General features: G+C 63.1%; 22 protein-coding genes. 11 read left to right on the forward strand and 11 right to left on the reverse strand.

Going from position 1 to position 22407, the window contains the following annotated elements:
- Positions 1-3: 3 nt before the first annotated feature.
- The 10 genes from ACODTO_RS11715 to ACODTO_RS11760 all read left to right on the forward strand — a co-directional run bounded on the left by ACODTO_RS11715 (position 4) and on the right by ACODTO_RS11760 (position 10911).
- A complete protein-coding gene (locus ACODTO_RS11715; protein WP_489106461.1) occupies positions 4-1254 on the forward strand; it encodes an NAD(P)/FAD-dependent oxidoreductase in 1251 nt (416 codons plus the stop codon).
- 1 nt (position 1255) lies between these two features.
- Complete coding sequence (locus tag ACODTO_RS11720) at positions 1256-1984, forward strand: class I SAM-dependent methyltransferase (RefSeq protein WP_489106469.1); 729 nt, start codon at positions 1256-1258, stop codon at positions 1982-1984.
- Entirely contained in the window at positions 1981-2475 is a 495-nt protein-coding gene (locus ACODTO_RS11725; RefSeq protein ID WP_175384611.1) for a DUF3261 domain-containing protein, read from the forward strand. The genes ACODTO_RS11720 and ACODTO_RS11725 overlap by 4 nt, the downstream gene beginning before the upstream one ends.
- Complete coding sequence (locus ACODTO_RS11730; protein ID WP_489106462.1) at positions 2472-3668, forward strand: beta-ketoacyl-[acyl-carrier-protein] synthase family protein; 1197 nt, start codon at positions 2472-2474, stop codon at positions 3666-3668. The genes ACODTO_RS11725 and ACODTO_RS11730 overlap by 4 nt, the downstream gene beginning before the upstream one ends.
- Positions 3665-4132, forward strand: coding sequence for a hotdog family protein (locus ACODTO_RS11735; RefSeq protein ID WP_139646914.1), 468 nt, complete (start codon positions 3665-3667; stop codon positions 4130-4132). The genes ACODTO_RS11730 and ACODTO_RS11735 overlap by 4 nt, the downstream gene beginning before the upstream one ends.
- Positions 4129-4857, forward strand: a complete 729-nt coding sequence (gene fabG, locus ACODTO_RS11740) for a 3-oxoacyl-ACP reductase FabG (protein ID WP_139646916.1) — start codon at positions 4129-4131, stop codon at positions 4855-4857. The genes ACODTO_RS11735 and fabG overlap by 4 nt, the downstream gene beginning before the upstream one ends.
- Entirely contained in the window at positions 4857-6083 is a 1227-nt protein-coding gene (locus ACODTO_RS11745) for a beta-ketoacyl-ACP synthase (protein WP_489106463.1), read from the forward strand. The genes fabG and ACODTO_RS11745 overlap by 1 nt, the downstream gene beginning before the upstream one ends.
- Before the next feature lie 29 nt (positions 6084-6112).
- Positions 6113-6559 (forward strand): hypothetical protein, encoded by a 447-nt coding sequence (locus tag ACODTO_RS11750; protein WP_024779883.1) that lies wholly within the window; start codon positions 6113-6115, stop codon positions 6557-6559.
- Between the two features lie 339 nt (positions 6560-6898).
- Entirely contained in the window at positions 6899-7573 is a 675-nt protein-coding gene (locus ACODTO_RS11755; RefSeq protein WP_489106464.1) for a hypothetical protein, read from the forward strand.
- Positions 7574-7602: 29 nt separating this feature from the next.
- Positions 7603-10911 (forward strand): dermonecrotic toxin domain-containing protein, encoded by a 3309-nt coding sequence (locus ACODTO_RS11760; protein WP_489106465.1) that lies wholly within the window; start codon positions 7603-7605, stop codon positions 10909-10911.
- Between the two features lie 195 nt (positions 10912-11106).
- Here ACODTO_RS11760 and ACODTO_RS11765 read toward each other — a convergent pair whose 3' ends face one another.
- A complete protein-coding gene (locus ACODTO_RS11765; RefSeq protein ID WP_175361838.1) occupies positions 11107-12021 on the reverse strand; it encodes a LysR family transcriptional regulator in 915 nt (304 codons plus the stop codon).
- Positions 12022-12141: 120 nt separating this feature from the next.
- On the opposite strand from ACODTO_RS11765, the gene ACODTO_RS11770 reads away from it, so the two are divergent.
- Complete coding sequence (locus ACODTO_RS11770) at positions 12142-13419, forward strand: MFS transporter (protein WP_139646544.1); 1278 nt, start codon at positions 12142-12144, stop codon at positions 13417-13419.
- Positions 13420-13572: 153 nt separating this feature from the next.
- Here the strand turns inward: ACODTO_RS11770 and ACODTO_RS11775 are convergent, their stop codons facing one another.
- Genes ACODTO_RS11775 through gspD form a run of 10 tightly spaced genes read right to left on the reverse strand, consistent with a single transcriptional unit; the run spans position 13573 to position 22402 of the window.
- Positions 13573-14028, reverse strand: coding sequence for a type II secretion system protein M (locus tag ACODTO_RS11775; RefSeq protein WP_139646542.1), 456 nt, complete (start codon positions 14026-14028; stop codon positions 13573-13575).
- A complete protein-coding gene (gene gspL / locus ACODTO_RS11780) occupies positions 14028-15131 on the reverse strand; it encodes a type II secretion system protein GspL (protein WP_489106466.1) in 1104 nt (367 codons plus the stop codon). The genes ACODTO_RS11775 and gspL overlap by 1 nt, the downstream gene beginning before the upstream one ends.
- On the reverse strand, positions 15131-15976 hold the full coding sequence (locus ACODTO_RS11785; RefSeq protein ID WP_489106467.1) for a type II secretion system protein GspK: 846 nt from the start codon (positions 15974-15976) through the stop codon (positions 15131-15133). Before ACODTO_RS11785 ends, gspL begins: the two co-directional genes overlap by 1 nt.
- Complete coding sequence (locus ACODTO_RS11790; protein ID WP_175384606.1) at positions 15973-16506, reverse strand: type II secretion system protein GspJ; 534 nt, start codon at positions 16504-16506, stop codon at positions 15973-15975. Before ACODTO_RS11790 ends, ACODTO_RS11785 begins: the two co-directional genes overlap by 4 nt.
- Positions 16499-16882 carry a type II secretion system minor pseudopilin GspI gene (gene gspI / locus ACODTO_RS11795; protein ID WP_139646534.1) on the reverse strand — a complete coding sequence of 128 codons (384 nt, stop codon included), beginning with the start codon at positions 16880-16882 and terminating at the stop codon, positions 16499-16501. Before gspI ends, ACODTO_RS11790 begins: the two co-directional genes overlap by 8 nt.
- Positions 16875-17342 carry a type II secretion system minor pseudopilin GspH gene (gene gspH / locus ACODTO_RS11800; protein ID WP_139646532.1) on the reverse strand — a complete coding sequence of 156 codons (468 nt, stop codon included), beginning with the start codon at positions 17340-17342 and terminating at the stop codon, positions 16875-16877. The genes gspI and gspH overlap by 8 nt, the downstream gene beginning before the upstream one ends.
- Before the next feature lie 2 nt (positions 17343-17344).
- Positions 17345-17800, reverse strand: a complete 456-nt coding sequence (gspG, locus tag ACODTO_RS11805) for a type II secretion system major pseudopilin GspG (protein ID WP_175384605.1) — start codon at positions 17798-17800, stop codon at positions 17345-17347.
- A gap of 3 nt (positions 17801-17803) precedes the next feature.
- Positions 17804-19012 (reverse strand): type II secretion system inner membrane protein GspF, encoded by a 1209-nt coding sequence (gene gspF, locus ACODTO_RS11810; protein ID WP_175384604.1) that lies wholly within the window; start codon positions 19010-19012, stop codon positions 17804-17806.
- Positions 19013-19016: 4 nt separating this feature from the next.
- Entirely contained in the window at positions 19017-20489 is a 1473-nt protein-coding gene (gene gspE / locus ACODTO_RS11815) for a type II secretion system ATPase GspE (protein ID WP_175384603.1), read from the reverse strand.
- Complete coding sequence (gene gspD / locus ACODTO_RS11820; RefSeq protein ID WP_175384602.1) at positions 20486-22402, reverse strand: type II secretion system secretin GspD; 1917 nt, start codon at positions 22400-22402, stop codon at positions 20486-20488. The genes gspE and gspD overlap by 4 nt, the downstream gene beginning before the upstream one ends.
- Positions 22403-22407 lie beyond the last annotated feature (5 nt).

Consider the following 22407-nt stretch of genomic DNA (forward strand, 5'->3'; position numbering starts at 1 on the left):
CAAATGTCTGCAATTGAAATGGAACGTCGCCAGGTCGTCATCATCGGCGCAGGGCCGTCTGGCGCCATCGCGGCGGCACTGCTCAAGCGCAAGGGACACGATGTGCTGGTCATCGAACGCCAGCATTTTCCCCGGTTCTCCATCGGCGAGAGCCTGCTGTCCCACTGCCTGGACTTCGTCGAAGAGGCCGGCATGCTCGACGCGGTAAATAGCGCAGGTTTCCAGCGCAAGAACGGGGCCGCTTTCGCCTGGGGCGAACGCTACAGCGCCTTCGATTTCGGCGACACCTTCAGCGAAGGCAAGCCCACCACCTTCCAGGTACAGCGCGCCGACTTCGACAAGCTGCTGGCCGATCAAGCCGCCTTGCAAGGGGTGGAGATCCGTTATGGCGAAGCCATCGCCAGCGTCGACTTCAACCTTGCCAAACCGCAACTGGGCGTTCGGCGCGAGGACGGCAGCGAGTACCGGATCGAGGCCCAGTTCGTCCTCGACGCCAGCGGCTATGGTCGAGTCCTGCCACGCTTGCTGGACCTTGAGGCACCGTCGAACTTCCCGGTGCGCCAGGCCGTATTCACCCATGTCGAGGACCGCATCGATACCCCGGCCTTCGACCGGGAGAAAATCCTCATCACCACCCACCCGACCCAACGCGATATCTGGTTCTGGACCATTCCGTTCAGTGACGGGCGCTGCTCGGTTGGTGTGGTCGCGGCGGCAGAGCATTTTGCCGGCCGCACCGACGACCTCGACGCCTGCCTGCGGGGGTTCATCGACGAGACTCCAAGCCTCGCCCGAGTGTTGGACAACGCCGTGTGGGATACCCCGGCACGGACCATCGGCGGCTACTCGGCCAATGTCAAAACCTTGCATGGCCAAGGCTTCGCCCTGCTGGGCAACGCCGCGGAATTTCTCGACCCGGTGTTTTCCTCCGGCGTGACCATCGCCATGCGCTCGGCAAGCATGGCGGCCGGCGTATTGCATCGTCAGCTGCAAGGTGAAAGCGTGGACTGGCAAAGCGAGTTCGCCGAACCGCTCAAGCGTGGCGTCGACACCTTCCGCTGCTACGTCGAGGGCTGGTACGCCGGCACCTTCCAGGACGTGATCTTCTATACCGAAGGTTCTTCCGACATCCGCCGCATGATCAGCTCGATCCTGGCAGGGTATGCCTGGGATCAACGCAACCCGTTCGTCAGCGAACCCAAGCGACGCCTGCGCATGCTCTCGGAAATCTGTGCGAGCCCGGCCCATGAGTGAGATGAACTACCTGAGCGACAACTACGTCGAAGAAACCCGCTTCGGCTTCTGGTTCCTGCGCAGCCGCACCTGGCAGCACCATGTGCTGCGCGTGGCGATCAACGACCTGCACAGCCTGTTCAGCACGCCGTTGCCCACCGACCCGGTGCTGCTGGACGCCGGTTGCGGCCAGGGCAAATCGTTCCAGTACCTGCGCCAGGTGTTCGCGCCACAGCGCTTGATCGGGGTCGATGCCGATCCCCATAGCCTGGCGTTGAGCGCCGAAGAAGCGGCCCGTCAGGGCATGACCGTGGAACTGATCGGCAGCGATTGCGCAACCTTGGCGGTACCGGACGCCAGCGTCGACCTGTTGTTCTGTCACCATACCTTCCATCACCTGGTGGAGCAGGAAAAGGCCCTGGCCGAGTTCTATCGCGTGCTCAAGCCCGGCGGCTACCTGATGTTCGCCGAATCCACCGAGGCCTACATCGATACCTGGGTCATCCGCTGGCTGTTCCGTCATCCCATGCACGTACAGAAAAGTGCCGCGCAATACCTGGAGATGATCCGCCAGCAAGGGTTCCGCTTCGAAGCCGACAACGTGTCCTATCCCTATCTGTGGTGGAGCCGCGCCAGGGACTTCGGTCTGTTGGAACGTTTTGGCCTGCGCCGCCCCAGGCCGTTCGGCGAGCGGAAAGAAACCCTGGTCAACGTCGTGGCCCGCAAGCCCGTCGAAGGAGTTGGCAAATGATCCGCGCCTGCCTCAATGGCCTGCTGGTCGGCTGCCTGTTGCTGCTCGGAGCCTGCGCCAGTCATGCGCCACTGCCCCAGCACACCCCCACCCTGGCGCTGCCGCTGCAATTGCACATCGAGCGCCAATTGGCCGGGCAGCGCCAGGACTGGCTGCTGGTGATCCAGCGCGAAGACGCCGGCATTCGCTGGTCGATGATGGACCCGCTGGGTATTCCCCTGGCCCGCCAACGCCTGGTCGATGGCCAGTGGCAAGCCGACGGCCTGCTGCCCCCCAACGCCGAAGCCCGGGAGCTATTCGCCGCGCTGCTGTTCGCCCTGACCCCTGAAACCGAGCTGTCCGGCAATTATCCGACCGCCCGGCAACAGACCGCGCAACGAACCCTGGATTCCCGCTGGCAGGTGCGCTACAAGCAGCCGCTGGATTTCCAACTGAGCCTGCCCCAAGGCCTCCACTACCGCATCACGCCGCTGACCGAGAGCACTCCATGACCGCCTATTTGAATGCCCTCGGCGTGATCTGTGCCCTGGGCCGCGATAAACATGAAGTGGCGCGCAACCTGTTCGCCGGCGATTGCTCGGGCCTGCGTATCGAAGCCGGGTGGGTGGCCGAGCGCGCCTTGCCGGTTGCTTCGGTAACAGGTGAACTGGCTCGCATCCCCGAGACCCTGGCCGCCCATGGCAGCCGCAACAATCAGTTGCTGCTGGAGGCCGGGTTGCAGATCCGGCCCGAGATCGACCGGGCCATCCAGGCCTATGGCCGTGCGCGCATCGGCATAGTCCTGGGCACCAGCACCTCGGGTATCGACGAGGCCAGTCAGGGCATCGCCCATTACCTGCGCGAACAGCGCTTCCCGGACGGCTACGACTACCAGCAGCAGGAACTCAGCGCGCCGGCCAATTTCCTCTCCGACTGGCTCGGCCTGAGTGGTCCGTCCTATGTGATTTCCACCGCCTGCACCTCCAGCGCCCGTGCCTTGATGAGCGCCCGGCGTCTGCTCGACCTGGGCCTGTGCGATGCGGTGCTCTGCGGCGGGGTGGACAGCCTGTGCAAGCTGACCCTCAACGGTTTTTCGGCGCTGGAAGCGGTGTCGAACGAGCGCTGCAATCCGTTTTCAGTAAACCGCAACGGCATCAACATCGGCGAGGCGGCCGTGCTGTTTCTGATGAGCAAGACACCAGGTAATGGAACGCCGATTGCCTTGCTCGGCGATGGCGCCAGCTCCGATGCCCATCATATTTCCGCCCCGGAGCCCAGCGGTCGCGGCGCTCGCCAAGCCATGGAAAAAGCCTTGCTCTGCGCAGGTCTCGAGGCCAGCCAGATCGACTACCTGAACCTGCACGGCACCGCCACGCAACACAACGACGCCATGGAAAGCCATGCGGTGGCCGGCCTGTTTCCGCAGGGGGTGCCGTGTTCATCCACCAAGCCCATGACCGGCCACACCCTGGGTGCGGCCGGAGCGTTGGAAGCGGCCTTCTGCTGGTTGAGCCTGAGCGCCGAAAACCCCACCGGGGCTCTGCCGCCTCATGTCTGGGACGGTCAGGCCGATCCCGACCTGCCGGCCTTGGCCTGGACCCGCGCCGACAGCTGCCTGAATCCGACCGCCCCCCGTCGCCTGATGAGCAATTCGTTTGCCTTCGGCGGCAACAACGTCAGCCTGATTATCGGAGATGCCCCATGATTGACTGGCCACTCGCCGAACTGCTGCCCCACGCAGGCGACATGATTCTCATCGATCGCGTCGTGGCATTCGATGATGAGCAGATCCATACCCACGCCATCGTCAAACCCGGGGGATTGTTCAACCGTGACGACGGTGGCCTGCCGGCCTGGGTCGGCATCGAGTTAATGGCCCAGAGCGTCGCCGCGTTTGCCGGTTGCCATGCGCGCCGACGTGGCGACGCCGTTGAGCTGGGCTTTTTGCTCGGCACCCGTAAGTTCGAATGCAACGTCGACTGTTTTCCAGTCGGTACCGAGCTGGACATCCGCGGTATGCGCTCGCTGGAAGACGACAACGGCATGGGTGTGTTCGAGTGCCATATCGAAGCGCCCGGCATACATGCCACAGCCCGGTTGAACGTGTTCCGTCCACCCAAGTCCGCCCACTACCTCCATGAACCATCCGCAACAGGAAACCAGCCATGACTGAATCCGTATTGGTCACCGGCTCCAGCCGTGGCATCGGCCGCGCCATCGCCCTGCGCCTGGCCCAGGCCGGGCATGACATCGTACTGCACTGCCGCAGCGGCCGTGCTGAGGCCGATGCCGTCCAGGCCGAGATCCAGGCCCTCGGTCGCCAGGCCCGGGTCCTGCAGTTCGACGTGTCCGACCGTGCCGCCTGCAAGGCCATTCTCGAGGCCGACGTCGAAACCCACGGCGCCTACTATGGCGTGGTGCTCAATGCAGGTCTGACCCGCGACGGTGCGTTTCCAGCCCTGAGTGAAGAAGACTGGGACGCGGTGATGCGCACCAACCTCGACGGCTTCTACAACGTGCTGCATCCGGTGATGATGCCGATGATCCGTCGTCGCGCCGCCGGACGAATCGTCTGCATCACCTCGGTGTCGGGGTTGATCGGCAACCGTGGCCAGGTCAATTACAGCGCCTCGAAGGCCGGACTGATCGGGGCGGCCAAGGCGTTGGCAATCGAACTCGGCAAGCGCAAGATTACCGTCAATTGCGTCGCGCCAGGGCTGATCGACACCGCCATGCTCGATGAAAACGTCCCCGTGGAAGAACTGATGAAAATGATTCCCGCCCAGCGCATGGGCACGCCGGAAGAAGTGGCCAGCGCGGTGAACTTTCTGATGTCCGCCGAAGCCGGCTATATCACCCGGCAGGTCCTGGCCGTCAACGGAGGCTTGTGCTGATGAAGCGCGTTGTCGTCACCGGCATGGCCGGCATCACCTCCGTGGGCAGCGATTGGGAGACCATCGCCGCCAACTTCGCCGCCAACCGCAGCGGCATCCGGCGCATGGACGAGTGGGACCGATTCACTGAGCTGAACACCCGCCTGGCCGGCCCCATCGATAATTTCAAGGTCCCGGCCCACTGGACACGCAAGCAACTGCGCAGCATGGGCCGGGTCTCGCGGCTGGCGGTCGCCGCGGCGGAACAAGCCCTGGCCGACGCCGGCCTGTTGGGTGACGAGTCGATCAAGGACGGACGCATGGGCGTATCCTGCGGCTCGTCGACCGGCAGCACCGACGAGGTCAAGGCGTTCGGCAACATGCTGCTCAACAGCGTGGCCGAAGGCCTGAACGCCAACTCCTATGTGCGGATGATGCCTCATACCACGGCGGCCAATATCAGCATTTTCTTCGGGCTTACCGGGCGGATGATCCCCACCTCCAGCGCTTGCACCAGTGGCAGCCATGGCATCGGCTACGCGTACGAGGCGATCAAGTTCGGGCGCCTGCCTTTGATGATTGCCGGTGGCGCGGAGGAACTGTGCCCGACCGAAGCGATGGTCTTCGACGCGCTCTACGCCACCAGCCTGAAGAACGATGCACCACAGACCAGCCCACGCCCTTACGACAAGGGCCGTGATGGCCTGGTGATCGGCGAAGGTGCCGGCATGCTGGTCCTTGAAGAGCTGGAACATGCCCTGGCCCGCGGTGCGCGAATCCACGCCGAAATCGTCGGCTTCGGCAGCAACGCCGATGGCCAGCATGCTACCCGTCCCGAGCTGGTCACCATGCGCCGGGCCATGGAGCTGGCCCTGGAAGATGCGGGCCTCGAACCCTCCGCCATCGGCTACGTCAACGGGCACGGCACCGCCACCGAACAGGGCGACATTGCCGAAACCCTCGCCACCAGCAGCCTGTTCGGTGAACGCATGCCCATCAGTTCGCAGAAAAGCTTCCTGGGCCATACCTTGGGCGCCTGCGGGGCACTGGAGTCCTGGTTCAGCATCGAGATGATGAACCGCGACCGGTATGTACATACCTGCAATCTCGACGAAGTCGACCCTCAATGCGGCCAGCTCGATTATCTGCGCAACGAGTTTCGGTCGATGAGCAACGAGTACGTGATGAACAACAACTTCGCCTTTGGCGGGGTCAACACTTCGTTGATCTTCCGTCGCTGGCACTGACGCCCGTTCCTCTGGTCAAGGAGACCCTGATGTCGCTGAAGAAAATCGCCGTTACCGCCGCCCTGTTGCTCAGCACCCTGCCGACTCTCAGCCAGGCCCGTGATACCGCGCTGTACCTGCCTTTCGACAAGGTCGTCGCCGAAGCCATCCGCACCGGCAAGATCGACGGCAGCGTGAAATTCTACCTGGCGGGCAACAAACCGGCCGGTAACGTCACCGTGGTCAGCCCCGGGGCGGTGACTAACAAGAAAACCAACGCCTTCAACAAATCCGACGAAGTAGCCTGCGAATGGGTGCTGCAATCGGCGCTGATCAGCCTGCACCAGGCAGCCAAGAATGCAGGCGCCAACGCCGTGACCAATATCGTCAGCTTCTACAAGAGCAACGAGCGCAAAGACCCTGCGACCTATGAATGCCATGCCGGCGCGATCATGGCAGGCGTTGCATTGAAGGGGGATCTGTCGAAGGTGCAATAAGCCCTCGGGCATTGATGCCGCCCGGCCCGCCGCCATCGCGAGCAGGCTCGCTCCCACAAAAGTTCTGTACCAGGCGCAGGCGTTTGGCTCACTGATACTCCACTGTGGGAGCGAGCCTGCTCGCGATGGCGGCAGGACAGTCGACAGCGATGCCAACTGATCCACCACTATCGCGAGCAAGCTCGGCTCCCACAAGGGATATGTATCCGGTACAGGTTTCTTGAGGGGCCACTGTCCCTCCTACCCCGCCCGACACCGCCACGTGCGGTATCTATCTACCACCCAGTCATCGTCCATCTTCAATAGGTTGTTCTTCCGAAAATTTCTCAGGAAGAGCACATGTTGGAAAACACCCCCTCACGGACTGATAGCCCGACAAACCCGGATTCCCCGCTGATCAGCCTGCTGGAAACCTCGCAGCAACGAATGATCCGCCTGAACGACGCCGTCCCACGTGCCTCGAAGGTGCTGGAGGAGTATCTGGATAACTGGTTCAACAGAACCTTCCCCGCCCTGCCTGGCAACGTCACCGCCAAGGAAATATTCGTGTGCAGGCGAAAGGAAGGGACCACGACCCGCCTCGACACGCTTTTCTGGCAAGCGATTGCGGGTAGGTTGAATGTCCGCGAGTTCCTCGACGAACCAGGCAACATTGACCTCGTCACTCATCAGAAGTACGCCAAGGATATGCCCGCTGCCCTGAACAGCAGTGACGCCAAGCAAGAACTCAAGCAGTTGCTGAGCATCACGCCCGACTCGTGCACACAACTGTTGACCCAGGCATTGGACGACTTCTGGGCCGGACCCGCCGATTTCAGCCAGGGCCGTAGCGTCAGCATCTGGCTGGCCGATGAATGGGCCGTACAGCTCAAGGCCCAGGCCGACCTCCACAAGCTGGACGGCACGTTGCGCCCGGCGATGCACAAGGCCTTGGTGGAGCGCGCCTTGTTGGCGCCAGACGCGGCGTCTCGTGGGCAATTCCCGGAATACCAGCGGCCCGGCTCCATAGCCTGAGCCTGATCCCGCCAGGGTGGGCTGTCAGCGTGCCGGTCCCCATGGCCGTGGTGCTGACCCAACATGACAACGTCAGCGAGTCGGGTGGCGCGGTGCTGTACCGCCCGGGCGAACCGCTGCACATTCACGAGGATCTTGCAGCACTCAAGGCCAACCTGCTGGAAGACGGCGAACCCGGAGGCGAGATCGAAACGGCACCGATTGCCGAGCACTTTCTCGTCCGCCTGGTCAGCGAACTGCGGACGGCGCAAAGGAACGCCGTCGGCAACGTTTTTCTCAATGGCCCTGCGGAAGCGGAGGAGATCGACGTCTGGATGAGCAGGCTGGATGCAATGGCGGAATTGGGCAATCGACTGGATCTGGCTGCCGCCCTGGATGAACGTGAACTGCGGCTTAGCCTGAAAAAACTCGATGACTGGTTGCACGCCAACCCCCACGTCACCGGTGGCGACCGTCTGGCGTGGTGGGAGGCGACCCAGGCGGTGCAGACAACCCTGGTGGAAACGGTCCCGGCACCAGACCCCGTGACGCTGGCCACCCCGGATGCCCTGCATGCCCGGACCCGCACCTTGTTGGCCGGTGTCATCCGCGAGAAATACCCGCCGGTCGATCCTGAAGACGTGTCACTGAGCATCAGGAAGCAATTGGTCGATCCACATGCCCCCACGGGCGGGTCACCGTTTGGGTCCGGAATATCCCAAGGCAGCGTCAGAGGGATCATCGACGACCGCCGCTCCCTGACAGAGTGGGCGATGTCCAACCTGACCCTGGATGAACGCAATGCCCCTCGGCCCGCCATAGAAGGGCCGCTGAGTTTCGCGCAGATTGTCGAGGTCATCGAAAGGGCCAATGTCGGCGCCCGGTTGCCGACCGAGCTGCAAGTTGTAGCCCGGCAAACCCAGGCGCAATGGATGGCCTTGAAAGCACAACAGATGCGAGCCCAGGTTTGGGCCGCCCATATCTCCGGCGACCTGAGACTCGACCGCGACAATACCGGGCTGAAACTGGTACTGGCGGCACTGGACAGCCCCGTGGCGGCAGGACGCGTCAAGGTTGGCGGGCACGAAGTGGTGGTCCGTCAACTGCACTGGGGCAATAGCGTACTGAAAGAAATACTGGCGTTTGGGGTCAAGGCCCTGGCGAGCCGCCCCTCGCTGACGCTGTACACACCAGGGGCACCGGACGGCAAGACGTTTCGCGACGTGGATGCGGCCAACAGCCGAACCTTGGAAGCCGCCCTGGTGCAGACCCTCACCGCCACACCGCAGATGGCTCGCTGGCTGATCTCGCACCTGCCGCTGCTGGAACAGGCCGAGCAGCTAGCCAGCCTGGTGCCGATGTCGGAGGACCTGACGCTCGAGGAGAAGATCAGGAAGGTTACGCGTTCCGTCTTCGCCTGGACCAAGGACCGGGCACAAAATGACTTCGCAAAGAAAATCGCCTCGCCGGTGGTGGAAGCGGACCTGTTCAAGGTGCTGCACGAAACGCAGATCACCCACGGGATGAAAACCGCGGAAATGCTCACGGTGACCAATGCCGAACGCGACAGCGCGTCCGCACAGGAAGGGCGCCGAAACGCCGTCATGCTGCTCACGGGCGCCATGTCGATGTTCCCGGTGGGCCGGTTGGGCGGCATATTGGGCCGCGCGATCCTGCCGACCATGGCGGGCGGTGCCGCGGTATCCGCGATCGATGATGAGGGCGGCAGCGTCCGTCAATGGGCCACTGATTTCATCGGCGGGTTGGGAGAGGTCATCGCCGAAGCCGGGCAGGACCTGATCATGGCCCGCGCGGGACGCCGTCGGAAACAGGCACGCCCGGCCCTGTCCTCCCTCCCCCGCATGCCGGATCCAGAGCTGGAACACTATCGGCTCAAAGGCTTCAACGGGCATGGGTTGATCGCCGAGGGACGCCACCGGTACAGGGGCGCCGACGGGCAGGGTTACCTGAAGCTTGGGAACGGCTATTACAAAACGGCGATCCAGGCTGGCGAACGGATCATCTACGCACCGGACAACCGCTCGAACCAGCGAACGGTCACGTGGGAAAATGACCGTTGGCGCATTGAGGAGCGACATCGGTTACACGGAGGTGGCGCACTCCAGAGCCTGTTCAGTCGCCCCCCGGAAACCCCACGACAACGCACCTGCGATGCCTTGGTGGAGGGCGTGCTGGTGATGAACCGCTACCCCTCCTATGAAGCGATCAGCACCGCAAAAGCCATCTTCGACTCCATGCCTGAAGCGCTGTCCGAACGCATACTGCGCGAGAGCATGGCGGATGTCGGTGCGGCCGACATCAACGCTTACCGCGCACGAATAGATGACTTGACCTGGGGGCGGGGCGACCTGTCCAGGCGCAAAGCCATTCAGATGCAACTATTGGACAAGATGAATACATGGAGCATCGTCCTCCTCAGTAGTCGAGACATCGAAGCAAACGTGTCCAACATTGACCTGAGCGAGACGCAAAAAATAAAAATATACGACACGATACTCGCGCACAGAAACATGTTCTTTACCGAAGACCGGATCAAGGTCAACACAACGGTTATAACGGACAACATTACCGGCGCGGTATTCATGGCCTTCACCTCCCCAGGCGGGAGGAAGAAGGCGGCCATGAACAAAATAGCCAAGGACACCCGGGACATGTTGGATGCCGTGGAAGCCAGACTGGATGCCACGACGCAGGCGCGATTCCCCGGAAATGATCCGGAAACAAAGGCAGCCCGGGAAAAATACACGGCCTCGGAGGAATACTATAACGAGTTGATTACAGCCCTGCGGGAAGAGAAGCTGCGCAGGCACAAACCCGGACTGCTGACGGAAATCAGAAACAATCGAGTGCCCTATATCATTGCCAACAAAGGGCGGACACAACGCAACGTCATGCTGCTCACTGGGGAAGACATCACGGACTTCAGCCGTACACTGGCCAACTACGAACCGTTCGATATCGAGATCGTGACCCAGGCTCGAACCCACAAAGTGGAAGGTACACCGTCCACCGTCACCCCTGCGGTTCTACCCACTCCATCGCCGGCACCGGACAAGTTCACCGTCACCACCAGCCCATTGGCCGAAGCCCAGATGTCCTACGCCAGCTTCTCTGAGGCGGCGAAAACCAGGGTCCGAGTCATCACCGAAGATATTCGCGCGGGAAGGGTAACCACCAAGAAGAGCAACCGATATTACTGGTACACCATGGCCCAACTGACCCCGGGCGGTGGCAAAGGCGCATGGCGCGCCGCGTTTGAACGCGAGGGCGATAGCTGGATACTCCGAGGGTTCTACGACTACCACGCCAATGGCCCTGCGACGGTTTGGGAAGGCTAAGAAAAAGGGCGCCAAGAGGCGTAATGCCAGTCAGTTAAGGATCAAACGGCACAAACCCTGTGGGAGCAAAGCTTGCTCGCGATAGCGACAGATCAGTCAACATTGTTGCTGACTGACTTACCGCAATCGCGAGCAAGCTTTGCTCCCACAGGGTTGTGGCTTAACTGATCGGCATTAGCCCAAAGGCGGCCTTTTTCAAGCCGTCCTTTCAGAACCGGAAATACCGGTATTTTTAGCCAATAACTCCACAAACGCCTTCGCCATCGGCGAACGCTGGTCCTTACGCTGCACCAACCACACCGCCGACACCGCCGCCGGGTCGAGCAATGGCCGGTAGACCACGCCATCGACCCGTATCCGCTGGTAAGACGCCGGCAATACCGAAACCCCCAGCCCTGCCGCCACCAGGCCGATGATGGTCATGGCTTCGCCGGCTTCCTGGGCAAAGTGGGGGCTGAAGCCGGCGTCACGGGCCAGGCTCAGCAGTTGTGCATAGAGGCCACTGCCGTAGCTACGGGGGAAGAACACGAACGGCTCCTGGGCCAGTGCCGAGAGAAACAATCCCTCGTCACTGCTCTTGGCCAGCGGGTGCTTGGCACTGAGCACCGCCACCAGCGGTTCGCGGCTGAGCTCGATTTCGCTCAAGGCATCGGGCAGCGGCAGGGGCCGCATGATGCCGATCTCGATCGTTTCGTCCAGCAACGCATCGGCCACCTGGGTACTGCTCATCTCCCGCAGGTTCAAGTGCACGGCCGGGAACCGCTGGCGAAACGAAAAGATCGCCTGGGGAATGGTGGAATTGAACGGCGCCGAAGAGGTGAAGCCGATCTTCAGTTCACCCAGTTCCCCTTGTTGGGCGCGACGCGCCACGTCGGCGGCCTTGTCGACCTGGGCCAGTACCCGCCGCGCCTCTTCGAGGAACAGCCGCCCGGCTTCGCTCAACTCGACCCGACGATTGGTGCGTTCGAACAAGCGCGCGCCGATCTCCTGCTCCAGCGCCTGGATCTGCTGGCTCAGGGGCGGCTGGGAAATACCCAAAGCCAGCGCGGCGCGGCCGAAATGCAGTTCCTCGGCCACGGCGATGAAGTAACGCAAGTGACGCAGTTCCATGGGCCATCCAATAGGTCGCTAAACGTCTTAAACAGGTCGAACAATATATTGGATAGAAACGTTAGTCAGCTATATGCTTTTTTTCATTGCCTGCCTGATCGTGCTCTTGCGAGGTCCATCGTGAAAACTGCTGTCGCGCCACTGGCCCATGAAATCCCCTCCCGCGTGCAGGACGCCGTCGTTACCGAATTGAAGGACATCTACATAGAAAAAGGCACGCCGATGTTCATGCGCACGGTACTGGCGCTGTTCTGCGGTGGCTTCGCAACCTTTGCCCTGTTGTATTGCGTGCAGCCGATGATGCCATTGCTGTCCAGGGAATTTTCCGTCAATGCGGCGCAAAGCAGCCTGATCCTGTCGGTGGCGACCGGCCTGCTCGCCGTCGGCCTGTTGATCACCGGGCCGATTTCCGACCGCATCGGCCGCAAGTCGGTGATGGTCACCGCACTGTTCGCCGCCGCACTGTGCACCGTGGCCAGCGCCATGATGCCGACCTGGCATGGCGTCCTGCTGCTCCGGGCCCTGGTGGGGCTGTCGTTGAGCGGATTGGCCGCCGTCGCGATGACCTACCTGAGTGAAGAGATCCATCCCAAGCACATCGGCCTGGCGATGGGACTGTACATCGCCGGCAACGCCATCGGTGGCATGTGCGGGCGCTTGATCACCGGCGTGCTGATCGACTTTGTCAGCTGGCACACCGCGATGCTGGTGATTGGCGGCCTGGCCCTGATCGCCGCGGCGGTGTTCTGGAGGATCCTGCCCGAGTCGCGCAATTTCCGCCCACGCTCACTGCATCCACGCAGCTTGCTGGACGGCTTCACCCGGCACTTTCGCGATGCTGGCTTGCCGTTGCTGTTTCTCGAAGCCTTCGTGCTGATGGGCGCCTTCGTGACGCTGTTCAACTACATCGGCTACCGCCTGCTGGCCGAGCCTTATCACCTGGATCAGGCCTTCGTTGGCCTGCTGTCGGTGGTGTACTTGTCGGGCATCTACAGCTCGGCCAAAGTCGGCGCACTGGCGGACAAGCTCGGCCGACGCAAGATGCTCTGGGCCACCATTGCCTTGATGCTGGCCGGTCTCGCACTGACCATGGCGACGCCCCTGACGCTGGTGATCCCTGGCATGCTGGTCTTCACGTTCGGCTTCTTCGGGGCCCACTCGGTCGCCAGCAGTTGGATCGGCCGCCGTGCCCTCACCGCCAAGGGCCAGGCATCATCGCTTTATCTGTTCAGCTATTACGCCGGTTCGAGCGTGGCCGGCACCGCCGGCGGCGTGGCCTGGCACCTGGGTGGATGGAACGGTGTCGGCCTGTTCATTGGCGCGCTGCTGCTGGTGGCGTTGTCGGTGGCGGTAAAACTGGCGAAATTGCCGGTGTTGCCAGGAAACATGCCGGTCTGAACACCACCTGTGGGAGTAAAGCTTGCTCGCGATTGCGGTAAGTCAGCCAGCAACAATGTCGGTTGGTCTGCCCCATCGCGAGCAAGCTTCGCTCCCACAGGGTTTGCGCCGTTTGATTTCCAACTGACTGGCATCAGGCACATGTCCAGCTAATCACTGACGCAACACCACCCGCGCTTCCAACATCCCATCGCGCGCTTCCAAGGCCAACGATCGCACAGCCGCACCGTCCCGTTCGTGGCGATCCAGCCAATGGAGCAGCGGATTGGCATCGCCAGTGACGGTGAGCCGTAACGAATCGCCCTCGATCTCCATCTCGACTATTTCTAAGCCCGCCGCTGTCGCACTGTCGTTGACCCGCACCGACAACGGGCGCAGAGCGGTGCTCGTATCCCGGTCGGGTTCGGCGCGCTGGATCCGTGCATTCAATTGTGCCTGTTGGCGATACTGCCGCTCAGCTATCTCCAGGCGTTGGCGGGTAGGTTGCCAGATCGAGGCATAACCCACCCCCACCAGGACTACCCCGGCGAGGCCCAGCAACAACCGTTGCTCGCGGCCAGACATGCTTGCCCAGGCCTGCTTCAGGCGCGTCCATCCACTGAGACTCATCAACTGTCCTCCAGGGTGAGGGTCGCCTGTACCCGGTTGTTCTGCTTGCTGGCGCTGCCCAAGGTAATGGGCAGGCCGTTTTGCTGCCCGCGTTCACGCAGTTGCTCAAGCTCGATGAAGCTGTTGGCGGTCAGTTGGATTTTCCAGCCTTCGTGCTCTCGGTACTCGATCTGCTGCACCTCGACATGACTGGCGCCAACCACCTGTTCAGTCAGGCGGGCCAGCCGACCGACCTGGGTGACCTGGTTTTGACCGCGACGCTGCTGCAATGCCTGGAACTGCGCCGCCAGGTCAACGCTGGGATCCTGCCCGGGATAGAGCGACCTGAATTGCTGCTCGCCTTGCGCATACAGGCGTCGGGTTTCATTGTGCAGAAAGCCGATGCGGGCTTCATCGAACGCCCAGGTCAGCGCAAACATGCCCAGCACGGCCATCGCCGAACCGCGCCAGGGTAGACGCTGACGCCGCCGCCGGAATTCACCCTGCAACAGGTTGATGGGATGTCCCTCGGTGCTCAGCAACCACTCGTCGATGCCGGGGCGGTCAGTCGCCTCGTCCAGCCAGTGGATGTCCCCGGACAGATTCGGCTTAAGCGCTGCCAAGGCTTGGACCGACAGCGCCATCCGCGCCGGTAGCGCTCCACCCAGCAGCCAGCGACCAAACCAGCGCACCCCGAAAGCCTTGTCCTCAGCGATCAGCTCAGCATCGACATGGATCGCCCGGGCATCAATGCCATGGGCGTCGAGCAACGCCAGCAGAGCCTGGAATCGGGCCCGCTGAATCACCAGCAGCGGATAGCGCTGCTGACGGTCCCGTAAACCGATGCCGATGTGCAGCGCCTCCAGGCTCTCGCTCAGTTGCTCTTCGATAGCGAATGCCAGGGCCTGGGGTCGGGGTTGGCGTCGAGAGGGCCAGGGATCGCTACGCATCCAGCTGCACATTTCCATCGGCAACAGCACATCGACGACCCGCCCGCTCAACTCGCGAGCGGCTTCGTGCAAAGGCAGGCAGCGGCGTTCACCCGAGGGCGACCACACACAGCAACGCCAATTGGCGCACGGGGCACCCATGCCTTCGGCGGTCAGGTAAAGCCAGGTTTTCATCAAGGAAGCTCACTGGGGCTGATGGGTAAAAAACGGCGCTGGCGAACACTCCAGAGTCCAGTCACCGGATCACGTTCGATGTCCGAGGCCAAGCGCAGGTGGCGGTTCGCTTGAGTCACGTTCACGGTGATCCGGAACCAGCGGCTGCTCACGCCCAGACCATGGCTGCTCAGGCCCAGGCCGGACAACAATGGGTCGCCAGTGAACGCCTGGACACTGGCGTAGGGGGTGTCGGCACGCCGCGCTATCACGGCGTCTGCAGCGCCGGCGTTCATGCCGTCCAAGGCCATCAGGACACGCTGCGGTGCGGTGTTGATATTCAGTTGCGCGTCCATGGGCAGCACTGCCACCCACGGTTCCAGGCGTTGCAGGGTCTGACCGTCGATACCGGGCAACAGACGCAACTGACTCAATTCCTGGACGGCTCCGACCTGGGGCAACGACAGCGCCGGTAAATCCAGCAGGGTGAGCAACCGGGCCCACCGTCCCAAGGTCACTTGATCGATCTGCCCGCGGGCCAACAATGGATTGAGGTTCAGACGCCCGGACAGGTCTTCGATATCAACGTCGACTCCGGTGTCATCCAGCGCCAGGGCAAGCGCCAGCCGGGCCCAGTCCTGGCTCAGGTCGACGGGCCCGGCCTGGGTATCCACGCTGTCTTCCAGCACGGCGCGCGCCCAGGCCTCGGCGGCCAGGCCCAATTGGCGCAATTGGACCTGTTGCAGCTGCTGCGCGCTGCTGTGCAACAACAGGCGATGGCTGCGCAACATTCCACCGACCAGCAACAACGCCAGGCTCAACACCAACAGCATACTGATCAATGCCACCCCGCGTTGATGCGTCATGGCAACGCTCCCGGCAACAGCAGGACCCGACGGATCTGTTCGAAGCGCCCCGTCGACACGTTCAGTTCCAATGCCAGCGGCCAGCCGTCGCCCGCGGCTTCGCCGTGCCAACCCCGTTGCGAATCAAACAGGCGCCAACTCAGGCTGCGGACATCATCGAGCAGTTTCTGCCGCTGCAGGGTGGCCGTTCCCTCGCCAAAGCTGTCGCGCCACAACGCTGCACCTTCGAGCCGATAACTCACCGTCTGTCGTTCGCTGCGGGGCTGGTCCAGTGGATTGCGCCAGTGGCTGCGCTGCAATTGCAGGTGCCCCGGCGCGAGCACGACAGACCCGGCCACGGCTTGCCACGCATCGCGCTCGATCACGCCCACGGCACGCTGCAAGGCCCTGATTTCCCGCTCATGCTGACCGGCCCCTTGCTGAGTACGCACGACGGCGTCGAACAGCCGCCAACCGGCGAGGCCGAGCAACGCAAAGAGGGCGATGGCAATGACCAGTTCCAATAAGGTGAACCCCGACTGTCTATTCATGACGGTTGCGGATCCACCCGGTCACTTGGTGTAGGGCGGACGAGCCGTCGGCGCGGCTGACCTGGATCTCGACTTGAAGCAGACGCGGGTCGCGGGCCGCGGCGATACGCTGTTGCAAGGTCCAGTCGCGACGATCCATGGATCGGGTCAGGTGCTGGCGGCCCGGCGCAGCGGCGGCTTGCAGGCGCAGCTCGCTCAACTGGTTGTCGGCCAGCCAGGCGCCGAACAGGCGGTCCTCGAGCGCGACACTTTGCCTGAGCACGAACTGGCTGGCCGACAGCGCTGCCGCTGCCACCGTCGCAAAAATCGTCAGGGCGATCATGACCTCCAGCAAGGTAAATCCCTTGCAAGCGGCCGGTCTGCGCAACTCACTCATCAATCGACAGCTCCGCCAGACCATCGCTCGACACCCGCGCGATACGCTGGCCGGCGACTTTCACCAGCAACCTGAACGGGCTGATCTCATCGCTGCTGAGCATCAGCAATTGCGGTGCGCCTGGCGTCTCGTCGAGGACCCAGGCATGACCGTCCTGCTCCAGCCCCAGCGTGATGCCTTCAGGTAACCGCTGCATGGGCGCCACCGCGGTCCAATCGCCGACGTCGAGTCGCACGGCCTGATAGCCGCGAGGCTGTACCCGCACACCGTATTCCAACCCATCCAGCACCGCCCGCTCGCGCAACTGCTGCACCACACGGACGAAGTCCTGGGCTTGCTGCCGGGCCTCACGCGCCGGGCTCGGCCCGATGGCGAGGCTGACCATACCCACCAAGACCCCGATCAAGACAATGACGACCATCAGTTCAAGCAACGTGAACCCCCTGCAGCGACGGCCCATGCTCATTCGCCCCAGTTGCCGATGTCGGCCGCCGTGCCGTCGCCGCCCGGCTCGCCATCGGCACCCAGCGAGTACAGGTCGTAGCTGCCATCGGCGGTCTTGAGACCAGGATTGAGGTACTGATAAGGCGTGCCCCAGGGATCGATCGGCAGGCTTTTCAGATAGCCCTGTGGGTTCCAGTTTCTTGCCGCAGGTGTGCCAGACGGACGTTTACTCAGTGCATCGAGGCCCTGCCGGGTCGAGGGGTAATGGAAATTGTCGAGCCGGTACATTTCCAGCGCCGTGGAAATCGCCTGGATATCGGTGCGGGCGGCCGTGATCTTGGCTTGATCGGGACGGCTCATGAACTGCGGCACCACCATGGCGCCTAGCACGCCGATGATGACCACCACCACCATGATTTCGATCAGCGTAAAGCCGCGTTGCAGGCGTGCGGGCCGGTTGCTTTGTAGTTTCATCGATCAATTCACCAATTGGTTGAGGCTCAAGATAGGCAGGAGAATGGCCATGACGATCAGCAGCACAACGCCGCCCATCACCACCAACATGGCCGGTTCGAAAAGGCTCACCACCAGCGCAATCCGCGCCGCGAGGCTGGCCTCCTGTTGTTCGGCGGCACGGGCCAGCATGCGGTCCAGTTCGCCGACCCGTTCACCGCTGGCGATCATGTGCAACATCAGCGGCGGAATATCGCCGCCGAGTTCCAGGCCTCGGGTCAGGGTTCCGCCCTCGCGCACCGAACGGGCAACATCGGCCATGCGGGCACGGATGGTCAGGTTGCCGATGACCTGCGCGGCGATGTGCAGGGCCTCGACCAGGGGCACGGCGCTTTGGCTCAGAATCGCCAGGGTGCTGGCGAATCGGGCGGCTTCCATCGCCCGCAAAACGTCGCCCAATAGCGGCAGCCTGAGCAGCAGGCGATGCCAGCGCAGGCGCCACAGCGGCTGGCGCAGGCTCCAGCGCCACAGCCCGAGCCCACCGGCCAGGACCACGAGCATCAGCGCCCCATAGCGGCGCACCCCATCGCTCACCGCGATCAGCGCCTGGGTGAGCCAGGGCAACCGCTGGCCACTGTCGATGAAAATCTTCACCACATCCGGCACCACATAGCCCAGCAGGAAAGCGACAATCGCAACGCAGGCCAGCAGCAGGATCAGCGGGTACACCAGCGCCAATTGAATGCGTTGACGAGACGCCTGACGCGCCTGGGTGTAAGTCGCCAGTTGCTCCAGCACCTGACCAAGGTGACCGGACTGTTCGCCCGCCGCGACGGTGGCGCAGAACAGTTCGGGAAATGCCTGGGGAAACGCTTTCAGTGCCGTGGCCAACGCGTGACCTTCCATGACCCGAGTGCGCACCGCTGACAGCAGGTGGACGACGCGACGTTTCTGGCTCTGTTGCGCCACGGCCCGCAGGGATTCTTCGAGGGGGAGCCCAGCCTGGATCAGCGTGGAGAGCTGCAACGTCAACAACGCCAGGTCGGCCGGACTCAGGCGCCCCCCGACGAAGCGGGCACCCAGGGTGGCTTGCGCCTCGCCCTCGCGCAGCTCCCAAGGCAGCAATCCGCGTTCGCGCAATAACTGACGGGCATGACGGGCGCTGTCGGCCTCCACGCGCCCCTTGCAGCGCCGCCCTTGGGCGTCTTCGGCCCGATAGTCGAAAGTCGGCATCGCACTAATCCTCCTGGGTGATGCGCAGCAGTTCATCGACACTGGTCAGGCCTTCCAGGACCCGCTGACGCCCGTCCTGGAACAGGCTGCGGGAGGTCTTGCGCGCCTCGAACGCCAGCGCCTGTTCAGTAGCCCCCTGATGAATCAGTTGCGACAGCGGGCTGCTGACACTGACCAGCTCATAAATACCGAAACGCCCGCGGTAACCTGCCTGGCATTCATCGCACCCCCGGGCCCTGAACAGCCGGGGCCCGACATCGGCCTCGAGCCCGAGCCGCCGACAGGTGGCGGCGTCGGCTACATAGGAGGTCTTGCAGGACGGACACAGGGCCCGCAACAACCTTTGCGCGACGATGCCGGCCAGGGACGAGGCCAGCAGATAGGCATCCACGCCCATGTCCACCAACCGCGTGATCGCGCCGACGGCGCTGTTGGTATGCAGGGTCGACAACACCAGGTGACCGGTCAGGGAGGCCTGGACTGCGATTTCCGCCGTCTCGCGATCACGGATCTCGCCCACCATCACCACGTCCGGGTCCTGGCGCAAAATGGCTCGCAAGCCACGGGCGAAGGTCATGTCGACCTTCGGGTTGACCGGCATCTGGCCGATGCCCGGCAAGTGATATTCGATCGGGTCTTCGACGGTGAGGATGTTGCGGCTCTGGTCGTTGAGGCTGCTGAGCGCCGCGTACAGGCTGGTGGTTTTCCCCGAGCCCGTGGGGCCGGTCACCAACACGATACCGTGGGGTTTGGCGAGCAACCGACGCAGGCTCGCCAGGGTGTCGTCCGGCAGGCCCAGGCGCGGCAGATCCAGGCGTCCGGCCTGCTTGTCGAGCAGGCGCAACACCACTCGCTCGCCATGGGCCGACGGCAGGGTCGAGACCCGTACATCGACCTCATGCCCGGCCAGCCGCAACGCCATCCGACCGTCTTGGGGGACTCGTTTTTCAGCGATATCCAGGTGTGCCATGACCTTGATCCGCGATACCAGCAGGCTGGCCAGCTCACGGCGTGGACGCAGCATTTCCCGCAGTTGGCCGTCGACCCGCATGCGGACCGACAGGTATTGCTCGTACGTTTCCAGGTGCACGTCCGACGCCTGTTCGCGCACCGCTTCGCTGAGCAACGCGTTGATCAACCGGATGATCGGCGCATCGCCCTGCTGCTCCAGCAAGTCGGCGGTCTGTGGCAGTTGATCGGCCAGGCTGAGCAAGTCCAGTTCCTCGTCCAGCCCTTGAGCCACCTGTTCGGCAGCGCTCTGGCCCTGGCGATAGACACAGGCCAGACGCGTCGCGAATTGCGCCGGCTCCAGCACCTGGATCGGCAGTTCCCGGCCACATAGGCGACGAACCTCCGCCAGCGCAGTCAGCGGCGCATCACAGCGCATCACCAGGCTCACGGCAGCCCCTTCGCCGTCCAGCAGCACGCCGTGGCGCCGGGCAAAACCGAAGGGCAACGGGGCCAGGGACTCGTTCACAGGTCACCTCGATTCTGCGGCAACGGATCTGCCGACGACGCCTCCAGGGAAGGCTCGAACAACTGGCGAGCGTCTCGCGGCAGCAACAGCGAATTGTTCTGCCGCGAGCCCGGCTTGCTCAGCTCCCGGAGCGCGTCGTAGCGCTGGCGGCTGACATCCGCCAGGTCTTCCTTGCCGCGCACGATGGTGGGCCGCAGGAACACCATCAGGTTGCTCTTGGTCTGGGTGTCGCGGGTCCAGCGAAACAGTGCGCCCAGGTACGGAATGCTGCGTAACAGCGGCACACCGCTTTCCTGGGAACGGACATCGTCGCGGATCAGGCCGCCGATCACGATGATCTCGCCGTCGTCCGCCAGGATCGTGCTCTTCAGGGCACGCTTGTTGGTGATCAGGTCCGAGGAATCCACGCCGGCAACAGACGGGGCAATGTCCGAGACTTCCTGCTGGACCTCAAGGCGCAAGGAGGAACCCTGGTTGATGTAGGGCTTGATCTTGAGGCTGATGCCGACGTCCTTGCGCTCCACCGTGGTAAAGGGATTGTCCGCGCCGCTGCTGTTGGTGGCGTAGGAGCCGGTCTTGAACGGCACGTTCTTGCCGACAATGATCTCCGCTTCCTGGTTATCCAGAGTCAGCAGGCTGGGAGTGGAGAGCAGGTTGCTGCGGGTATTGCTCGCCAGGGCCGAGATCAGTGCACTGAAGCGATCGCCGCCCAACCGCAGGAGCACGCCATCGACGTCCTTGGGGTTCAGCTCGCCGATGATCGGCGTGTTGGTTCCCGAAAAACTGATGACCCCCGCCGCGCTGCCACTCTTGATCCCCCACTGCACCCCCAGCGCTTCGGCAATGTCTCCGGAAATTTCAACGATGGCGGCGTGGATGAGCACCTGGGCCCGGGGCTGGTCCAGCTCCCGGACGATATTCTCGATGGTGCGGACCTGGGCCGGCTCGGCGACCAACACCAGGGCATTCTGGCTTTCGTCGGCCTTGATCATGAACGTGTTGGCGGAAGCGCTTTCTCGCAGGCCGGCCTGGGCCGCTGGGGCCTTCTTGTCTTGCCCGACGCCTTCCAGCACCTCGGCCAGTTGCTTGGCATCGCTGTGGCGCAAGCGGATGACCCGTGCATTGTCCTCGGCCGCGGAGGCCGGAACGTCCAGGGTCCGGGCCAGTTCGGCCAGGCGTTGGCGCACCCGCGGTGCGCCGATGATCACCAGGCGATTGCCCCGCGTGTCGGCGATCACCGAGCCTGCAGTGTCGCCCTCGCGCTTGCTGCCGGATGCTTCCAGGATCGACGCGATATCCCCGGCCCTGGCATGACGCAACTGCACCACCACATGATTGCGGTTGTGTCCCGAGTCCAGCTGTTGCGCGACCCGGCTGATGCGCTGCACATTGGCGGCCGTGTCGGTCACCACCAGCGCGTTGGAGGAAACCGAAGGCCCGATGTAGCCACCACTCGATACCAGGGGGCGGATCAGTCCTGCAACATCAGCGGCAATGCTCGACTGCAAGTCGATGACCCGGGTTACGAACTGTGATGGCGCTGGGTCCCTGGTCTCGCCGGCGCCGGCCCGGGTCCTGGCATCGGCGACCGGGGTGATCAGGATCCGCTCGCCTTCATCGATCACGGTGAAGTTGTGGGCATCGAGTACCGAATAGAACAACCGACGCACGCCTTCACGATCCAACGCCTCGCGGGACATGACGGAGATCCGCCCCGACACCCTGGGATCGAGCACCACGGTCTTGCCCAGGATCGCGGATATCTCTTCGACCACGTCACGCAACTCGGCATTGTTCATCGCCAGTTGCCAACGCGCCTCCTCGGCCCGTGCCATGTCGGCAAACATCAGTGGGCAGGACACGGAAAGACAGAGCAAGGCGTGGGATACACGGCTGCGGATAACGCTGTTCATGAATT

The sequence above is a fragment of the Pseudomonas sp. FG13 genome, from assembly GCF_057809755.1.

Bases quoted from the DNA above. Each gene is read 5' to 3' on its own strand.
- gspD (WP_175384602.1), bottom strand. From the start codon at position 22,402: ATGAACAGCGTTATCCGCAGCCGTGTATCCCACGCCTTGCTCTGTCTT.
- ACODTO_RS11750 (WP_024779883.1), top strand. From the start codon at position 6,113: ATGTCGCTGAAGAAAATCGCCGTTACCGCCGCCCTGTTGCTCAGCACC.
- ACODTO_RS11775 (WP_139646542.1), bottom strand. From the start codon at position 14,028: ATGAGTCTCAGTGGATGGACGCGCCTGAAGCAGGCCTGGGCAAGCATG.
- ACODTO_RS11715 (WP_489106461.1), top strand. From the start codon at position 4: ATGTCTGCAATTGAAATGGAACGTCGCCAGGTCGTCATCATCGGCGCA.
- ACODTO_RS11725 (WP_175384611.1), top strand. From the start codon at position 1,981: ATGATCCGCGCCTGCCTCAATGGCCTGCTGGTCGGCTGCCTGTTGCTG.
- ACODTO_RS11755 (WP_489106464.1), top strand. From the start codon at position 6,899: ATGTTGGAAAACACCCCCTCACGGACTGATAGCCCGACAAACCCGGAT.
- ACODTO_RS11735 (WP_139646914.1), top strand. From the start codon at position 3,665: ATGATTGACTGGCCACTCGCCGAACTGCTGCCCCACGCAGGCGACATG.
- ACODTO_RS11720 (WP_489106469.1), top strand. From the start codon at position 1,256: ATGAACTACCTGAGCGACAACTACGTCGAAGAAACCCGCTTCGGCTTC.
- gspG (WP_175384605.1), bottom strand. From the start codon at position 17,800: ATGAAACTACAAAGCAACCGGCCCGCACGCCTGCAACGCGGCTTTACG.
- gspF (WP_175384604.1), bottom strand. From the start codon at position 19,012: ATGCCGACTTTCGACTATCGGGCCGAAGACGCCCAAGGGCGGCGCTGC.
- gspL (WP_489106466.1), bottom strand. From the start codon at position 15,131: ATGAAAACCTGGCTTTACCTGACCGCCGAAGGCATGGGTGCCCCGTGC.
- ACODTO_RS11785 (WP_489106467.1), bottom strand. From the start codon at position 15,976: ATGACGCATCAACGCGGGGTGGCATTGATCAGTATGCTGTTGGTGTTG.
- fabG (WP_139646916.1), top strand. From the start codon at position 4,129: ATGACTGAATCCGTATTGGTCACCGGCTCCAGCCGTGGCATCGGCCGC.
- ACODTO_RS11790 (WP_175384606.1), bottom strand. From the start codon at position 16,506: ATGAATAGACAGTCGGGGTTCACCTTATTGGAACTGGTCATTGCCATC.
- ACODTO_RS11745 (WP_489106463.1), top strand. From the start codon at position 4,857: ATGAAGCGCGTTGTCGTCACCGGCATGGCCGGCATCACCTCCGTGGGC.
- gspH (WP_139646532.1), bottom strand. From the start codon at position 17,342: ATGGGCCGTCGCTGCAGGGGGTTCACGTTGCTTGAACTGATGGTCGTC.
- ACODTO_RS11765 (WP_175361838.1), bottom strand. From the start codon at position 12,021: ATGGAACTGCGTCACTTGCGTTACTTCATCGCCGTGGCCGAGGAACTG.
- gspI (WP_139646534.1), bottom strand. From the start codon at position 16,882: ATGAGTGAGTTGCGCAGACCGGCCGCTTGCAAGGGATTTACCTTGCTG.
- ACODTO_RS11730 (WP_489106462.1), top strand. From the start codon at position 2,472: ATGACCGCCTATTTGAATGCCCTCGGCGTGATCTGTGCCCTGGGCCGC.